Raw genomic sequence first — 14,140 nt, forward strand, 5'->3', positions numbered from 1 at the left:
AAAGAAAGGTTTTCTCGCTGCCCGCTTTGGTTTAGTTTCCGTAAACGGTTGCAGCGCGGGACAGCGCCGGCGGTCGTTTTCAACGGGGATGATACGGAGAGACGTATGCTGAATGAGTTCAAGGAGTTTATTGCCCGCGGGAACGTGATGGATCTCGCGGTCGGTGTCATCATCGGCGCCGCCTTCAACAAGATCGTGACGTCGGTTGTCGAAGACCTCGTGATGCCCATTGTCGGCGCGCTTACCGGCGGTGGTTTCGATTTCTCCAATTACTTCCTGCCGCTCTCGGCCAACGTGACGGCGACGTCGCTCGCCGCTGCCCGTCAGCAGGGTGCCGTCTTTGCCTATGGCAACTTCATCACCGTGTTCATCAACTTCCTGATCCTTGCATGGATCATCTTCCTGATGATCAAGGCCGTGAACCGCATGCGCACCTCGCTCGAAAAGCAGAAGGAAGCAGCACCGGCCGCTCCGCCGGCGGAAGACATTCAGCTCCTCTCGGAAATTCGCGACCTGTTGAAACAGCGCGCCTGAGCCTTTTCTCGCGGCCTCGGCCAACCGGGGCCGCGAAACATCACAGAAATCGATAAACCGGTCAGATAAAGTCGCGTGATCGCGGAAGCGAAAGCGGCTAGAAGCGATGGACAGTCTGGAGCGGACCATTTCTGCTCTAATCCATTGGAATCTTTCACGATGATCTCGGGCGATCCGGCCGGGACCGTCGTGCGTCCGGAGCCCGTCGATGACCATCCTCAGCACCATCAGCCCCCGCGCACTTGCAGCGCCCGAAAGCGGTATCGTCGAGGTGGTGAACTATGCCCGCGGGCGCGACGGCCTGATCCCGCTCTGGGTCGGCGAAGGTGATCTGCCGACGCCCGCCTTCATCAGCGACGCGGCGCGCGAGGCACTGACCGCCGGCGAGACCTTCTACACCTGGCAGCGCGGCATCCCGCGGCTGCGCGAGGCGTTGTCGCGCTACTATCAACGGCGCTTCCAGAAAACCCTTTCGCCCGAAAACTTCTACGTCGTCGGCTCCGGCATGCAGGCGATCAAGCTCTCGATCGAGGCGATCGCCTCGCCGGGTGACGAAATGGTGTTGCTGACGCCGGCCTGGCCGAACTTTGCCGCCGCCGCCGATCTCTCCGGCGTCCGTCCGGTTTCGGTCGAGCTGCGCTTCGAACACGGCAAATGGCAGCTCGATCTCGATCGGCTGGAAGCGGCAATCGGACCGAAGACCAAGGCGCTGTTCATCAACACGCCGTCGAACCCGACGGGCTGGACCGCAGCCAAGGAAGAGCTGGCAGCGATCCGGGCGCTGGCGCACAAGCACGGCCTCTGGATCATCGCCGACGAGATCTACGCCCTCTATTACTATGCCGGCGCCCGCGCGCCGTCCTTCCTGGACGTCATGGAAGAGGGCGACCGTATCCTCTTCGTCAATTCCTTCTCGAAGAACTGGTCGATGACCGGCTGGCGGGTGGGCTGGATCGTTGCTCCGCCGGAGATGGGGCAGGTGCTTGAGAACCTGGTGCAGTATTCGACGTCAGGCGTCGCGCAGTTCATGCAGCGTAGTGCCGTCGTGGCGCTCGATGAGGGCGATGGCTTCCTCGACGCGAATGTCGCCAAGGCGACCAGCAACCGTGACGTCTTCTGCGACGCGCTGATCGCTACCAACCGGGTCGAAACGCTGAAGCCGGATGGGGCGCTCTACGCGTTCCTGAAAATCGACGGCGTCACCGATTCGCGCGCGGCGGCGGTCGATATCGTCGACAAGACGGGCGTCGGCTTGGCACCGGGCACCGCCTTCGGTGACGGTGGTTCGCTGTTCATGCGCGCCTGTTTCCTGCGTGATCCGGCCCAGGTGAAGGAAGCCGCCGATCGTCTGCAGCGATACATCCTCGGGCGCTGACGCCGGGATCGGATGGTCGGAAGGCGACTACTCGTCGTCCGTCTCGCCCAGGATCTTCTGCTCGTGGGCAATGGCGTGGCCAATCAGCCGCGCCCAGATATCCTCGTAGAAGTCGGGGTCGAGATTGAAGTTCACAGCGTTTTTGCGGGCATTCTCACGCACTTCCATCACCCGCGCCGGAATATCGGCCTTCAACTTCAGCGGCCGTTTTATCTCGGCCGCCCGGTCGATGTAGCCCCAGCGCTCGGCAAACAGCGTCATCAGTGCCTGGTCGAGCCGATCGATTTCGGCACGCACATCGGCCATGGTGGAGCATTGCGCGGGGGTCTTTTGCATCTGTCTCGTCCGATTGCCCGGAGCGCGGCCGTTGCGGTCGGGCAATCCGGGGTGAGCGAGCGTCCCTCTGCTTCGACATGCAAGCGGAGCGCTCTTGCGGCGCACTGCTAACAAACGGCGAGCTGTCTGAGAAGGGGCAACAGGGTCGCAGCAGCGACCGGTGTCGGTGGTCACCTCAGCAGGCGATCGCTTTGCAGGGGAGGAGGGTGCGGTCCTGTCTCCGTCTGCGGCGATCGCCTGCTGACGTGTTGAGAGACATTAGCTGGCCAAGCTTGAGCGAGGCTTTTTAGGGCGGAATGAGGAAAAGCACATGCGCTTTCGGCCCGCGTTCCGCGCCGGCCTGTCAGCATCGATCATGTACCGATCATGAGCTTTATGGCGAGCCCGACGAGGGTGACCGCCGCCACCCCCGCACACCAGAGGCCGACGAACCAGAGAAGCTTCCGGCCGGTTCCGCTCTCACTCATCAATGGTAGCCCTCCTCGGGGTCGACCTTGCCGCGAAAGACCCAGTACGAATAGGCCGTGTAGGCAAGGATGATCGGAACGAGCACGAGCGCGCCAGCGAGCAGGAAGGACAGGCTCTCCTCAGGCGCTGCCGCGTCCCAGATCGTCAGCGACGGCGGCACCATATAGGGATAGAAGCTGATGCCGATGCCGGCATAGCCGAGGACGAAGAGACCGAGTGCGGCAAGAAACGGCCGGCTGTCGTGCCGGCTGCGAATGCCTGTGATCAGCGCATAGAGGCAGCCGAGAACGAGTGCCGGCACGATGACGCTGAAGATCGCCGTCGGAAAGCCGAACCAGCGGTCCAGATATTGCGGTTCCAGGAACGGCGTCCACAGGCTGACGATACCCATGGCGGCGATGGTGCCGAAGGAGCACTTGAGCGCGAGGTCGCGGGCACGGTCGGCAAGGTCACCATGGGTCTTCATGACCAGCCAGGTAGAGCCGAGCAGGGCATAGCCGACGACGACGGCAATGCCGGTCATGATCGAGAACGGCGTCAGCCAGTCCCACCAGCCGCCGACGTAGGCGCGATTCTCGACGGGAATGCCCTGGACGAGCGCGCCGAGTGTTATCCCTTGCGCGAAGGCGGCAAGCATGGAGCCGCCCGAGAAAGCCCAGTTCCAGAGATATTCGGCACGGCGTGTACGCCAGCGATATTCGAACGCGACGCCGCGGAAGATGAGACCGATGACCATGGCGATGATGGGGGCATAAAGCGCCGGCAGGATGGTCGCGTAGGCCAGCGGAAATACCGCCATCAGGCCGCCGCCGCCGAGCACCAGCCAGGTTTCGTTGCCGTCCCACACCGGGGCGACGGAATTCATCATCACGTCGCGGTCGTGCTTCTCCGGAAAGAACGGGAAGAGGATGCCGACGCCGAGGTCGAAGCCGTCGAGAATGACATAGGCGAGCACCGCAAAGGCGATGATACCCGCCCAGATGAACGGCAGATCAAACTCCATGATGACCTCCATGGGTGCTGGCATGCGTGCTGAGAGTGGCGGGGCCGGGCATGATGCCGGAGCTGCGCAACGGTCCCTCGTCAAGATCCGGCATCGGATCACGCGGCAGCCGTGCCATCAGCCTCAGAATGTAGAAGGTGCCGGCGCCGAAGACGAAGAAATAGACGATGATGAAGGCGATCAGCGAGGCGGCAACGGCAGGGGCCGCGATTGGCGCCACCGAGTTTGCGGTCAGCAGGTGGCCGTAGACGGTGTAGGGCTGGCGGCCGACTTCGGTCGTGACCCAGCCGGCAAGCACGGCGACGAAACCGGCCGGGCCCATGGCAACTGCGGCGCGATGCAGCCAGACATTGCTGTCGAGCGTACCGCGATAGCGACACCAGAGCGACCAGAGGCCGATGCCGAGCATGGCAAAGCCGAGGCCGACCATCACCCGGAACGACCAGAAGACGATGCCGACGGGCGGATGCAGCTCCTCCGGGATCGTATCGAGGCCGGCGAGCGGCGCATTGAGATCGTGCTTCAGGATCAGGCTCGAAAGCTTCGGCACCTCGATGGCGTAGTCGACACGCTTTTCCACCGAATTCGGGATGCCGAAGAGGATCAGTGGTGCGCCGTCCGGATGGCTCTGGTAGTGGCCTTCCATCGCCATCACCTTGGCGGGCTGGTGCTCCAGCGTGTTGAGGCCATGCATGTCGCCGGCAAAGATCTGGATCGGGGCGACGATCGCCGCCATCCACATCGCCATCGAGAACATTTTTCGCGCGCGCCGCGGCGCCGTCTTGCGGATCAGGTGCCATGCACCGCAGGCGCCGACGACGAAGGCGGTCGTGAGGTAGGCGGCAAGCACCATATGGGTGAGGCGATAGGGGAAGGAGGGATTGAAGACGATTGCCCACCAGTCGACGGGAATGAACTGTCCCGCCTCGTTCATGGCAAAGCCGGCGGGCGTCTGCATCCAGGAGTTTGCCGAAAGAATCCAGGTGGCCGAGATCAGCGTGCCGATGGCGACCATGAGCGTCGCCAGGAAATGCAGTTTCGGCCCGACGCGGTTGAGCCCGAAGAGCATGACGCCGAGGAAGCCCGCTTCGAGGAAGAAGGCGGTCAGCACCTCGTAGCCCATCAGCGGCCCGATGATCGGCCCGGCCTTGTCGGAAAAGACGCTCCAGTTGGTGCCGAACTGATAGGACATGACGATGCCGGAGACGACACCCATGCCGAAGGCGACCGCAAAGATCGTTTTCCAGAAATTGAAGAGCTCGAGATAGACCTCGTCTTTTTTTAGGAGCCACAGCCCTTCGAGCACCGCGAGGTAGCTGGCGAGACCGATGGAGAAGGCGGGGAAGATGATGTGGAACGAGACGGTGAAGGCAAACTGGAAGCGAGCGAGCAGGGTCGCATCGAAACTCTCAAACACGGGCGCAATCCTTTCAGACATACGGACGCGACGCGTCGCTGACGCGGGCCGTATCGCTCTGGCTGCTGCATCATTCGTCCGGTGATCGACTGTCGATCAGGGGACCTTTCTTGGCCGACGCCCGGGGCAAACGCGATGTCTGCGCCGGCGTTTCAGCATGCGCTTGAATCTGCGCCAAATTTGCCAAACGTCAATGACAGCGCGCCCGCCACGTTGTCACACTGCGGCAATGTTGCGCTGCGGCATATTGGCGAAGGATGAATGCGTCTCAGCGGGGCGTAAGATAGGCTTCGGCAAGCTCCGTCCAGAAGGCGGCACCGATTGGAAGCAGGTCGTCGTTGAAATTGTAGCCGGGATGATGCAGCGGCTTGTCGTCGTCGCTGACCTTGGAGCCGAGGAAGAAATAGGTGCCTGGCCGTTCCTTGAGCATATAGGCGAAGTCCTCGCTGCCCATGAAGGGGCGAGCGAGATCGACCACCTTGTCGGCGCCGGCGAACCGGACCGCAAGATCGCGCACGAAATCGGTCTCGGCCTTGTGGTTGATCGTCGCGTCGTAGCTGCGCTGGTAGTCGACGGTTGCCCGCATGCCGAAGCTCGTGGCCTGCGCCTCGGCGATCATGCGGATGCGCCGTTCCAGTTCGTCGCGGACATCTGGTTCGAAGGAGCGGATGCCGACGACGATCTCGGCGCGCTCTGGAATGATGTTGCTCGCCGAGCCCGCATGGAAGGCGCCGACGGTAACGACAGTCGGGTCCATCGGGTGGATGTTGCGTGAGACGATCGATTGTAGCGCCATGACGATCGAGGCACCGCACACGATCGGGTCGGCCGTTTCCTGCGGTTCCGCGCCATGCCCGCCGCGCCCGTGCACGGTGATGCGCGCCTCGTCGACGGCAGCCATGATCGGGCCTTCGCGGAGGGCAAACTGGCCGAAGGGCAGGCCCGGTTCGTTGTGAAGGGCAAAGACAGCGTCGCAGGGAAATCTGTCGAACAGGCCCTCGTCCATCATGATCTTGGCGCCGCCGAAATTCTCTTCGGCCGGCTGGAAGATCAGATGGATCGTGCCGTCGAAATTGCGCCGTTCGGCAAGCGCCCGCGCCGCACCGAGCAGCATCGTCGTATGCCCGTCGTGGCCGCATGCGTGCATCAGTCCTGCGGTCGTACTGGCATAGTCGAGGCCGGTTTCTTCCAGGATCGGTAGCGCATCGATATCGGCGCGAATACCGATCGAACGCGTGCCGGTGCCGCTCCTGAGCGTGCCGACGACGCCGGTCTTGGCGAGGCCCGTTGTCACCTCGTAGCCGAGGCTTTCCAGGTGCCTGGCGATGAAGGCCGAGGTGCGTGCCTCCTCCAGCCCAAGTTCGGGATGGGCATGCAGGTCGTGGCGGATGGCGACGAGTTCCGGCATGGCGTTGGTGATCGAGGAGGAGAGCTTCATGTCAGGCACCGCGGGTTGGGATGCGATTTTCGAACGTGCGGAAGGCCACCACCAGGATGCCGGTGAGGCACATGTAGATGAGCGCCAGCAGCAGCAGTGGCTCGTAGGTAAGGAAGGTTTCCTGCCGGACCTTGGAGATCACGGCATAGACATCGACGACCGTGACGGTCGCAACCAGCGGCGTCGATTTGAGCTGCAGCACGGTTTCGCCGTTGAGCGTCGGCAGCGCCCGGTGGATGGCGCGCGGCAGCCAGATGCGGCGAAACATCGTCCAGCGGCCCATGCCATAGGCTTTCGCCGCCTCCAGTTCGCCCGGCGGCACGCCGGCAAAGGCGCCACGCATGACTTCGCCCTCGTAAGCCGCGAACGAGATCGTCAGTGCCGCCACGCCATAGGGCCAGGCCTCGCGCAGATAGGGCCAGAGGAAGGACTGGCGGATCGCCGGAAATTGCGGAAACAGCGAACCGAGTCCGTAATAAAGCAGCCAGAGCTGCAGGAGCAGCGGCGTGCCGCGGATAACGGTGCAGAAGACCTTGGACGGCAGTTTCAGGAACCAGGGGCCCGTCACCTGGACAAGGCCGATCGGCACCGCCAGCAGGAAGCCGAGGATCGCGGTGCTGAACAGCATCATCAGGCTGACGAGAATGCCCCAGCCGAGGCGCGGCAGATAACGCGGCAACCAGTCCCAGCGCATGAACACGGCAATAGCGACGACGAAGGCCGCAAAGACCAGCATCATGACGATGCGATGCGGCAGGAAGAAGCTCCTCGCCGTCGGCAGGTCCTCGGGCGTAAACGCGACGGCGTGAGTGGTTTCGTCGGTCATCGCTGCACCGCGAAGCCACGTCGGGCATGGCGTTCGAGCATGCCGATGAAGATATTGGAGACGAGCGTCAGCGCCAGATAGAGCGCGCCGGCGGCAAGGAAGAACAGCAGATAGGCCTTGGTCGTGCCTGCCGCCTGGCGGGTGACCAGCGTCAGTTCGCTAAAGCCGACGACGGCGAGAAGGGCCGTATCCTTGGTGGCGATCAGCCACAGATTGGAAAGGCCGGGAATGGCATAGGGCAGCATCGCCGGCAGCGTGATACGCCGCAAAACCTTGGTCGGTGACATCCCGTAGGCGCGCGCCGCCTCGATCTGCCCGGCGGGCACAGCCTTGATCGCGCCGCGCAACACCTCAGTCGAATAGGCCCCCTGAACGACGCCGATCACGAAGATGCCGGCCATCAGGCCGCTGATATCCACCGGGCCGATCGAAAACAGCGCAAGCACCTGATTAAGCAGGTCTGTGCCCGCATAATAGAGCAAGAGGATGAGCACCAGCTCCGGCACGGCGCGCACGACCGTCGTGTAGCATTCCAGCAGGTCACGCAGCACGGGACCGCCATAAAGCTTGCCGAAGGCGCCGCCGATGCCGAGTGCCAGGCCGAGGCTGAAGCCGCCGACGGCAATCTGGATGGAGTTGAAGAAGCCTTGCAGCAGCACGCCGCCCCAACCGGGCTCCGTGAGCGAGAGCAGGCCCCAATTGATGAGGGAATCCGCAGCCATACGTCGTGCTCCGATGGCGCCGGCCGGCGGTCGCTAACCGTTGTGTGCCCTTCAGACGCGCAACGGTTAAGCAGGTCGATCGCCGGCCGATCGCGCCTTACTTGCCGTAGACGTCGAAGTCGAAGTACTTCTTCGAGAACGTGTCGTAGGTGCCGTTGTCGCGGATCGCCTTGATCGCGGTGTTGATCTTGTCCTTGAGATCGGTTTCGCCCTTGCGCAGGCCAACGCCGACGCCCGGGCCGATCACGGCGACGTCTTCGGCGACTTCGCCCTTGTAGTCGCAGCATTCCTTGCCCTGGTCGGTCGCCAGGAACGCCTTGAGCGCGATCGCATCCGCCTGGACCGCGTCGAGACGGCCGGCGGCGAGGTCGTTGTTGGCCTCGTCCTGCGTCTGGTATTCCTTGACCTCGACGCCTGCCGGCGCGAAGTGCTTGGCCGCGTAAGCCTGGTGGACCGTCGAGACCTGGACGCCGAGCGTCTTGCCGTTCAGGCCCTCAGGCGTCGGCTTGATGTCGACGCCCTTGGTGCCGATGATGCCGGTCGGGGTGTTGTAATATTTGTCCGAGAAATCAATGGTCTTCAGGCGCTCGTCGGTGATCGACATCGAGCTGATGATCATGTCGATCTTCTTCGACGTCAGCGCCGGAATGATACCGTCCCAGGCGACCGGCGTCAGCACGCATTCGAGCTTTGCCTCGGCGCACATCGCGTTCATGAACTCGACTTCCCAGCCTTCCCACTTGCCGCTGGCGTCAGGCGCCGTAAACGGCGCATAGGGCTCGGCGGCGACGCCGACCTTCAGCGCTTCCGCGGAAGCTGCGACACCGCCGCTGACGGCGATTGCCGCCGCAACGGCCAGGACTTTCAATGCCTTCTTCATGCTGTTCCCCTTTTTGGTTGTTTAGCATTCCGGAATTCAGTGAATGGAACTGATGAACTTCTTGAGCCTTTCCGATTTCGGTGCGCCGAAAATGGCCTCTGGCGGACCCTGTTCCTCGATCACGCCGTTGTGGAGGAAGACGATGTGGTTGGCGACGTCGCGGGCAAACTTCATCTCGTGCGTGACGAGGATCATCGTGCGCTTTTCCCGCGCGAGATCGCCGATGACCGAGAGCACTTCGCCGACAAGCTCTGGGTCGAGCGCCGAGGTCGGCTCGTCGAAGAGCATGACCAGCGGCTGGATGGCGAGCGCCCGGGCGATTGCCGCGCGCTGCTGCTGGCCGCCGGACAGAAAGGCCGGATAGGCGTCACGCTTCTCGTAAAGGCCGACGCGCTTGAGCAGAGTTTCGGCCGTCGCAATCGCTTCGGCCTTCGGTTTGCCGAGCACATGGACGGGGGCCTCGATGACGTTTTCGAGGATGGTCATGTGCTGCCAGAGATTGAAGCTCTGAAAGACCATACCGAGCTGGCTGCGGATGCGCTGGACCTGCTTGCGGTCCTCGGGCATCAGTCCGCCGTGGCCGTCGGATTTCATCTTGATCTTCTCGCCATGCACGCTGACGCTGCCGGCGGACGGGAGTTCCAAGAGGTTGATACAGCGCAGGAAGGTGGATTTGCCGGAGCCGCTGCCGCCGATAATGGCGATCACGTCGCCTTGTTTCGCCGTGAGCGAAACACCCTTCAGCACTTCCAATGGCCCGAAACGCTTGTGCAGGTCAGTGACCGCGATTGCCTGGGCCGCATCCGTCATCGGCACGCCGCTCCAGCGGCTCTGCGCGCTTTTTCTGTCAGCATGAGAACAGTTCCCCTGTCGTTTTCCGCGCGGCATCTTTGGCCTGTCACGGTTTTGTTGATTGGCATGGTTGCACTTGTGCCGCTATTATTCAAGCGTATAATAATACGCATCGTCGATTTTTTGACGCCCGCCCTAAGCCATGATTTCCCGAAGGAGCCGCCCATGCCCCCGTTCCGGCCGAAGCTATCGTCGACCGCGCCAGGGCACCTGTTCCAGCGGGCTGCAGTATGAACAGGCGCAGCTTTCACCGTGCTCCGGAGGGTGAACGCCGCCAGGAGTTGATCGAAGCGACGCTCGATTGCATCTCGGAATTTGGGCTGAAGGGCGCGACGGTGCGGCAGATCGCGATCCGCGCCGGTGTGACCGCAGGGCTCGTGCGCCACTATTTCGAATCGAAGGATCAGATGGTTGCCGAGGCCTATCGCGCCGTCATCGCATCCCTGACGGACAAGGCGAGCCAGGTGGAGGGCGATCCGGAAACCCGCCTCAGGGATTTCATCGCGATCAACCTCACCGAACCGGTGGCCGATAGCCGCAGCATTTCGCTGTGGGCCGCCTTCATCAGCCAGGTTCGTGTCGATCCGGTGCTCGCCGAGATCCATCGTGAAGGCTACCTCGCCTTCCGCAATACACTGCAGGAACTGCTGGCCGACTTTCTGGCGGCGAAGGGCAAACCGGCGGACGCAGAAACATGCCGGGCGTTCGCCATCGCTATCAACGGGCTGGTCGACGGCCTTTGGGTGGAGGGGTGCCTGGCCGGCGACCTCTTTCGCGAAGGTGAACTGGTCGCCATCGCCATGTCATCGGCCGAGGCCCTGCTCGGCACCTCGATCGGAACTGCAAAACAATGACAACGGGAGAAAACACCATGCGCTACGCGTCCATCACCGAACGTCTTGCCGATCTCGGCTCCGGAAAATGGTCGCTGCATGTTCGTGCCCGTCAATTGAAGGCAAGTGGCGCCGACATCATCGAACTGACGATTGGTGAGCCGGACCTTCCGCCGGATCGCGCCCTACTCGATGAATGCCAGCGCGCGATGAATGCCGGGCGCTACCGCTATTCCAACGGTCGCGGGGAGCCTGCGGTCGTGGCTGCTCTTGCGGAAAAATATCGGCGGCGCCGTGCCGACGTCACCGCAGCGAATGTCCTGTGCTTCCCCGGCACCCAGACGGCGCTCTTCGCCGTGATGCTGGCCCTGGTTGAAGCCGGCGACGCGGTGCTCGTCGGCGACCCGCTCTATGCGACCTATGAGGGCGTGATCCGCTCCACGGGTGCTCATCCGGCACTGGTGCCGCTGAGGCCGGAATTCGGCTTTCACATGCAGGCGGAAGATCTCGAAAAAGCGATCACGCCGGAGAGCCGGGTGCTGCTGCTCAACACGCCGCACAATCCGACCGGGGCCGTGCTGACGGCGGCCGAGATCGCCACGATCGGCGAGGTCGCGCGCCGTCACGACCTCTGGATCGTCTGCGACGAGGTCTACGAGGAACTTGTCTTCGACGCCGTCTTCGCCTCGCCCTTCGACAATCCGGATCTCGCCGAACGCACCGTCGTCGTCTCGTCGATTTCCAAGTCCCATGCGGCACCCGGCTTCCGCAGCGGCTGGGCGGTCGGCCCGGTCGAGTTTGCCAACCGGCTGCTGCCGGTTTCGGAAACGATGCTCTTCGGCACCCAGCCTTTCATCGCCGACATGACCGCCTATGCACTAACTCATGACATCGATACCGCGCAGCGGATGCGCCAGTCCTACAAGTCCCGTGCCGCACAGATCGTCACCGGTCTTGCCTCGGCTCCCGGCATAGAGGTGTTCGCGCCGGAAGCGGGCATGTTCATCGTGATCGACGTTTCGGGAACCGGCCTTGACGGTGACGCGTTTGCCTGGGCGCTGCTGGAAGAGGAGGGGGTTGCCGTCATGCCTGGATCATCCTTTGGCGACCAGGCGCAGAACTATCTGCGCGTCAGCCTGACCGTGCCTGATCGGGACATCGACGAGGCCTGCCGTCGCATCGCCGCGCTCGCCGAGCGGTCCAGCCTGCGTAAGGAGCGCCGAGCATGACCATCGAAAAAACGGTTGGAGAAGTCCTGGTCGATCTGCTCGAGGCCAATGGCGTCGAGGTGGTTTTCGGCATTCCCGGCGTGCACACGGTCGAGCTCTATCGCGGGCTGGCGGCATCGAAGATCCGCCATGTGACCCCGCGCCATGAACAGGGCGCGGGCTTCATGGCAGACGGTTACGCCCGCGTCAGCGGCAAGCCCGGCGTTGCCCTCGTCATCACCGGCCCGGGGCTCACCAATACGATCACGGCGATGGCGCAGGCCCGGCAGGATTCGATCCCGATGCTGGTGATATCCGGTGTCAACCGCCGCGATTCGCTCGGCCATGGTCGCGGGCTTCTGCATGAGTTGCCCGATCAGCACGGCATGATGAAGACGCTGGCGCTCTATTCGCACACGCTGCTCAATCCGGAAGACCTGCCTTTCGTCGTCGATCGCGCCTTCTCGGTGCTCGTCTCCGGCCGGCCGGGGCCGGTGCATATCGAAATCCCGACCGATGTCATGTCTGCGAAAATTACGCCGCAGGCTGTGCGGCCCGCGACCGCGACACGCCCACGCTCCGACAGCGAGACATTGCAGCGCGCAGCCATCCTCTGCGCCGACGCTTCGCGGCCGGTCATCATTTGCGGCGGCGGCGCGTTGACGGCGGAAGCCGAGGTGAGGGAGCTTGCCGAAAAGATCGGCGCGCCCGTCGTCACCACCGTCAATGCCCGCGGCATGCTCGCCGGCAACCCCTTGCGCGTTCCCGCGAGCCCGAGCCTGAAGGCGGTACGATCACTCCTCAAGGAAGCGGATCTCGTGCTGGCGCTTGGCACCGAAATGGGCCAGACGGACTACGACATGTATGCCGATGGCGGTTTCCCGGCCTTGCGCAATCTCATCCGCACCGACATTGACTCAGCGCAGCTCGCGCGCGGGCCGCATGCAGCCCTTTCCATTCTTTCCGGTGCCAAGGCAGCCACCGCAGGCATCCTCGCCTTTCTGCCCGGCCACACTGCGAAGGACGGAGTCGGACGCGCCGAAACCGCGCGGAGGGCAGCACTGAAGGAACTGACGCCGAAGATGCGGACCGAAATCGGCATCATCGAGACCATCTACGGAACGCTGCCGGACTGCACTGTTGTCGGCGACTCGACCCAGGCCGTCTATGCCGGCAACCTCTATTGCGATGCGCCGCGCCAGCGCAGCTGGTTCAATTCCGCGACCGGCTACGGTTCGCTTGGCTACGCCCCGCCGGCAGCCGTGGGCGCTGCCGTCGCCGATCCGTCGCGTCCGGTCGTGTGCCTTGTCGGCGACGGCGGCTTCCAGTTCTCACTGGCCGAAATCGGATCCGCGGTGGACGCGCAGGCGAAGGTGACCTTCCTCGTCTGGAACAATGACGGCTATCAGGAGATCGAGTCCTATATGGTCGACGCCGGTGTTACCCCTGAAGGGGTCAAGCCATCGGCGCCGGACTTCCTGCTGGCGGCCAAGGCCTATGGGGTCGAAGGACAGCGGCTCGCTTCGGTCGCCGATCTGCCGAAGGCGCTTGCCGCAGCCGCAGAGCGCAAAGGGCCGTCGCTTATTGAGATCCACGAAAGGCGAACGACGGGTCTCTCGGCCTGACTAGCCTTCGTTGCGCAACGGGCCGGATTTGACTTTTCCAGCCCGCAATGGTGTTAAGAGCGCCCATGCTCGATTCCGGCCACGTTTTCTCGTTAAGGTTCGGCATTGGGGCTGAGTTTCGTCTCGCTGGCGCTGGAGCGCCGCGCGCCTTGTAGGCGCGCCAAGGAAAGGGACCGCGTCCTCGATGGACCGCTTGGGTGGTGGCAGCAAGAACATGCAGGCCGGCCGGCTTCTCGCCGTGCTGTGGCTGTTCTGTGCCTCCTTCGCAATGCAGGTCATCTCGGTCGGGCAGAACATTCCCTCCCGCTCGTCCACTGGCGCCCAGGCCGGTAATGCCACCGATACCGGCTCGACCGATCGGCCTGCGGCCCGGCAGGCGTCGCGGGCGACTCCGCCTTCAGACCTCCGGTTCACAGCCGAGCGCAAGGACGCGAAGTCCGCGACCGACGATGGTTTCCCGGCGCTGCTGCCGGTATCTGTGCAGCTTGTTTTCCCCGCGACGCCGGCCGACCGGTTCCTGCGCCGTGTAGCGTTCGCCATCGGTGGAGCGCCGGGCCATGGCCCCCACATTCGCGCGCCACCCCGCGTCTGATCCATCAATCAGATTTTGGCTGGCTGCCGTC

14 protein-coding genes are annotated in these 14,140 nt (G+C 63.3%); 6 read left to right on the top strand and 8 right to left on the bottom strand.

The genetic code is table 11. From position 1 onward, the window contains the following. The first annotated feature begins 105 nt into the window (after positions 1–105). Together mscL and PWG15_RS00950 are read left to right on the top strand one after the other, a co-directional pair. On the top strand, positions 106–534 hold the full coding sequence (mscL, locus tag PWG15_RS00945; protein WP_275022636.1) for a large conductance mechanosensitive channel protein MscL: 429 nt from the start codon (positions 106–108) through the stop codon (positions 532–534). Between the two features lie 208 nt (positions 535–742). Then, positions 743–1,909 (top strand): pyridoxal phosphate-dependent aminotransferase, encoded by a 1,167-nt coding sequence (locus tag PWG15_RS00950; protein WP_275022638.1) that lies wholly within the window; start codon positions 743–745, stop codon positions 1,907–1,909. A 27-nt stretch (positions 1,910–1,936) separates the two neighbouring features. On the opposite strand, the gene PWG15_RS00955 is transcribed toward PWG15_RS00950, so the two are convergent. The 8 genes from PWG15_RS00955 to PWG15_RS00990 all read right to left on the bottom strand — a co-directional run bounded on the left by PWG15_RS00955 (position 1,937) and on the right by PWG15_RS00990 (position 9,809). Beyond that, on the bottom strand, positions 1,937–2,245 hold the full coding sequence (locus PWG15_RS00955; protein WP_275022639.1) for a chorismate mutase family protein: 309 nt from the start codon (positions 2,243–2,245) through the stop codon (positions 1,937–1,939). A gap of 466 nt (positions 2,246–2,711) precedes the next feature. Then, positions 2,712–3,716 carry a cytochrome d ubiquinol oxidase subunit II gene (cydB, locus tag PWG15_RS00960; protein WP_275022640.1) on the bottom strand — a complete coding sequence of 335 codons (1,005 nt, stop codon included), beginning with the start codon at positions 3,714–3,716 and terminating at the stop codon, positions 2,712–2,714. Next, positions 3,706–5,133, bottom strand: a complete 1,428-nt coding sequence (locus PWG15_RS00965) for a cytochrome ubiquinol oxidase subunit I (RefSeq protein ID WP_275022641.1) — start codon at positions 5,131–5,133, stop codon at positions 3,706–3,708. The genes cydB and PWG15_RS00965 overlap by 11 nt, the downstream gene beginning before the upstream one ends. A 268-nt stretch (positions 5,134–5,401) precedes the next feature. Continuing rightward, the gene (locus PWG15_RS00970) at positions 5,402–6,571 is read right to left on the bottom strand and encodes a M20 aminoacylase family protein (protein WP_275022642.1); all 1,170 of its coding nucleotides are present in this window, start codon (positions 6,569–6,571) and stop codon (positions 5,402–5,404) included. A 1-nt stretch (position 6,572) separates the two neighbouring features. Continuing rightward, positions 6,573–7,397, bottom strand: a complete 825-nt coding sequence (locus PWG15_RS00975) for an ABC transporter permease (protein WP_275022643.1) — start codon at positions 7,395–7,397, stop codon at positions 6,573–6,575. Continuing rightward, positions 7,394–8,119, bottom strand: a complete 726-nt coding sequence (locus tag PWG15_RS00980) for an ABC transporter permease (protein ID WP_275022644.1) — start codon at positions 8,117–8,119, stop codon at positions 7,394–7,396. Before PWG15_RS00980 ends, PWG15_RS00975 begins: the two co-directional genes overlap by 4 nt. A 97-nt stretch (positions 8,120–8,216) precedes the next feature. Further along, a complete protein-coding gene (locus tag PWG15_RS00985) occupies positions 8,217–8,999 on the bottom strand; it encodes a transporter substrate-binding domain-containing protein (RefSeq protein ID WP_275022645.1) in 783 nt (260 codons plus the stop codon). Positions 9,000–9,035: 36 nt separating this feature from the next. Beyond that, complete coding sequence (locus PWG15_RS00990; RefSeq protein ID WP_275022646.1) at positions 9,036–9,809, bottom strand: ABC transporter ATP-binding protein; 774 nt, start codon at positions 9,807–9,809, stop codon at positions 9,036–9,038. A gap of 272 nt (positions 9,810–10,081) precedes the next feature. On the opposite strand from PWG15_RS00990, the gene PWG15_RS00995 reads away from it, so the two are divergent. The 4 genes from PWG15_RS00995 (at position 10,082) to PWG15_RS01010 (ending at position 14,109) form a co-directional block, all read left to right on the top strand. After that, entirely contained in the window at positions 10,082–10,705 is a 624-nt protein-coding gene (locus tag PWG15_RS00995; RefSeq protein WP_057248148.1) for a TetR/AcrR family transcriptional regulator, read from the top strand. Between the two features lie 17 nt (positions 10,706–10,722). Beyond that, positions 10,723–11,913 (top strand): pyridoxal phosphate-dependent aminotransferase, encoded by a 1,191-nt coding sequence (locus PWG15_RS01000; RefSeq protein ID WP_275022647.1) that lies wholly within the window; start codon positions 10,723–10,725, stop codon positions 11,911–11,913. Further along, positions 11,910–13,517, top strand: coding sequence for a 5-guanidino-2-oxopentanoate decarboxylase (locus PWG15_RS01005; RefSeq protein ID WP_275022648.1), 1,608 nt, complete (start codon positions 11,910–11,912; stop codon positions 13,515–13,517). The genes PWG15_RS01000 and PWG15_RS01005 overlap by 4 nt, the downstream gene beginning before the upstream one ends. 184 nt (positions 13,518–13,701) lie before the next feature. Then, entirely contained in the window at positions 13,702–14,109 is a 408-nt protein-coding gene (locus PWG15_RS01010) for a hypothetical protein (RefSeq protein WP_275022649.1), read from the top strand. Positions 14,110–14,140: the final 31 nt, after the last annotated feature.

It is taken from the genome of Ensifer adhaerens (genome assembly GCF_028993555.1).
GTDB lineage: Bacteria > Pseudomonadota > Alphaproteobacteria > Rhizobiales > Rhizobiaceae > Ensifer > Ensifer adhaerens_I.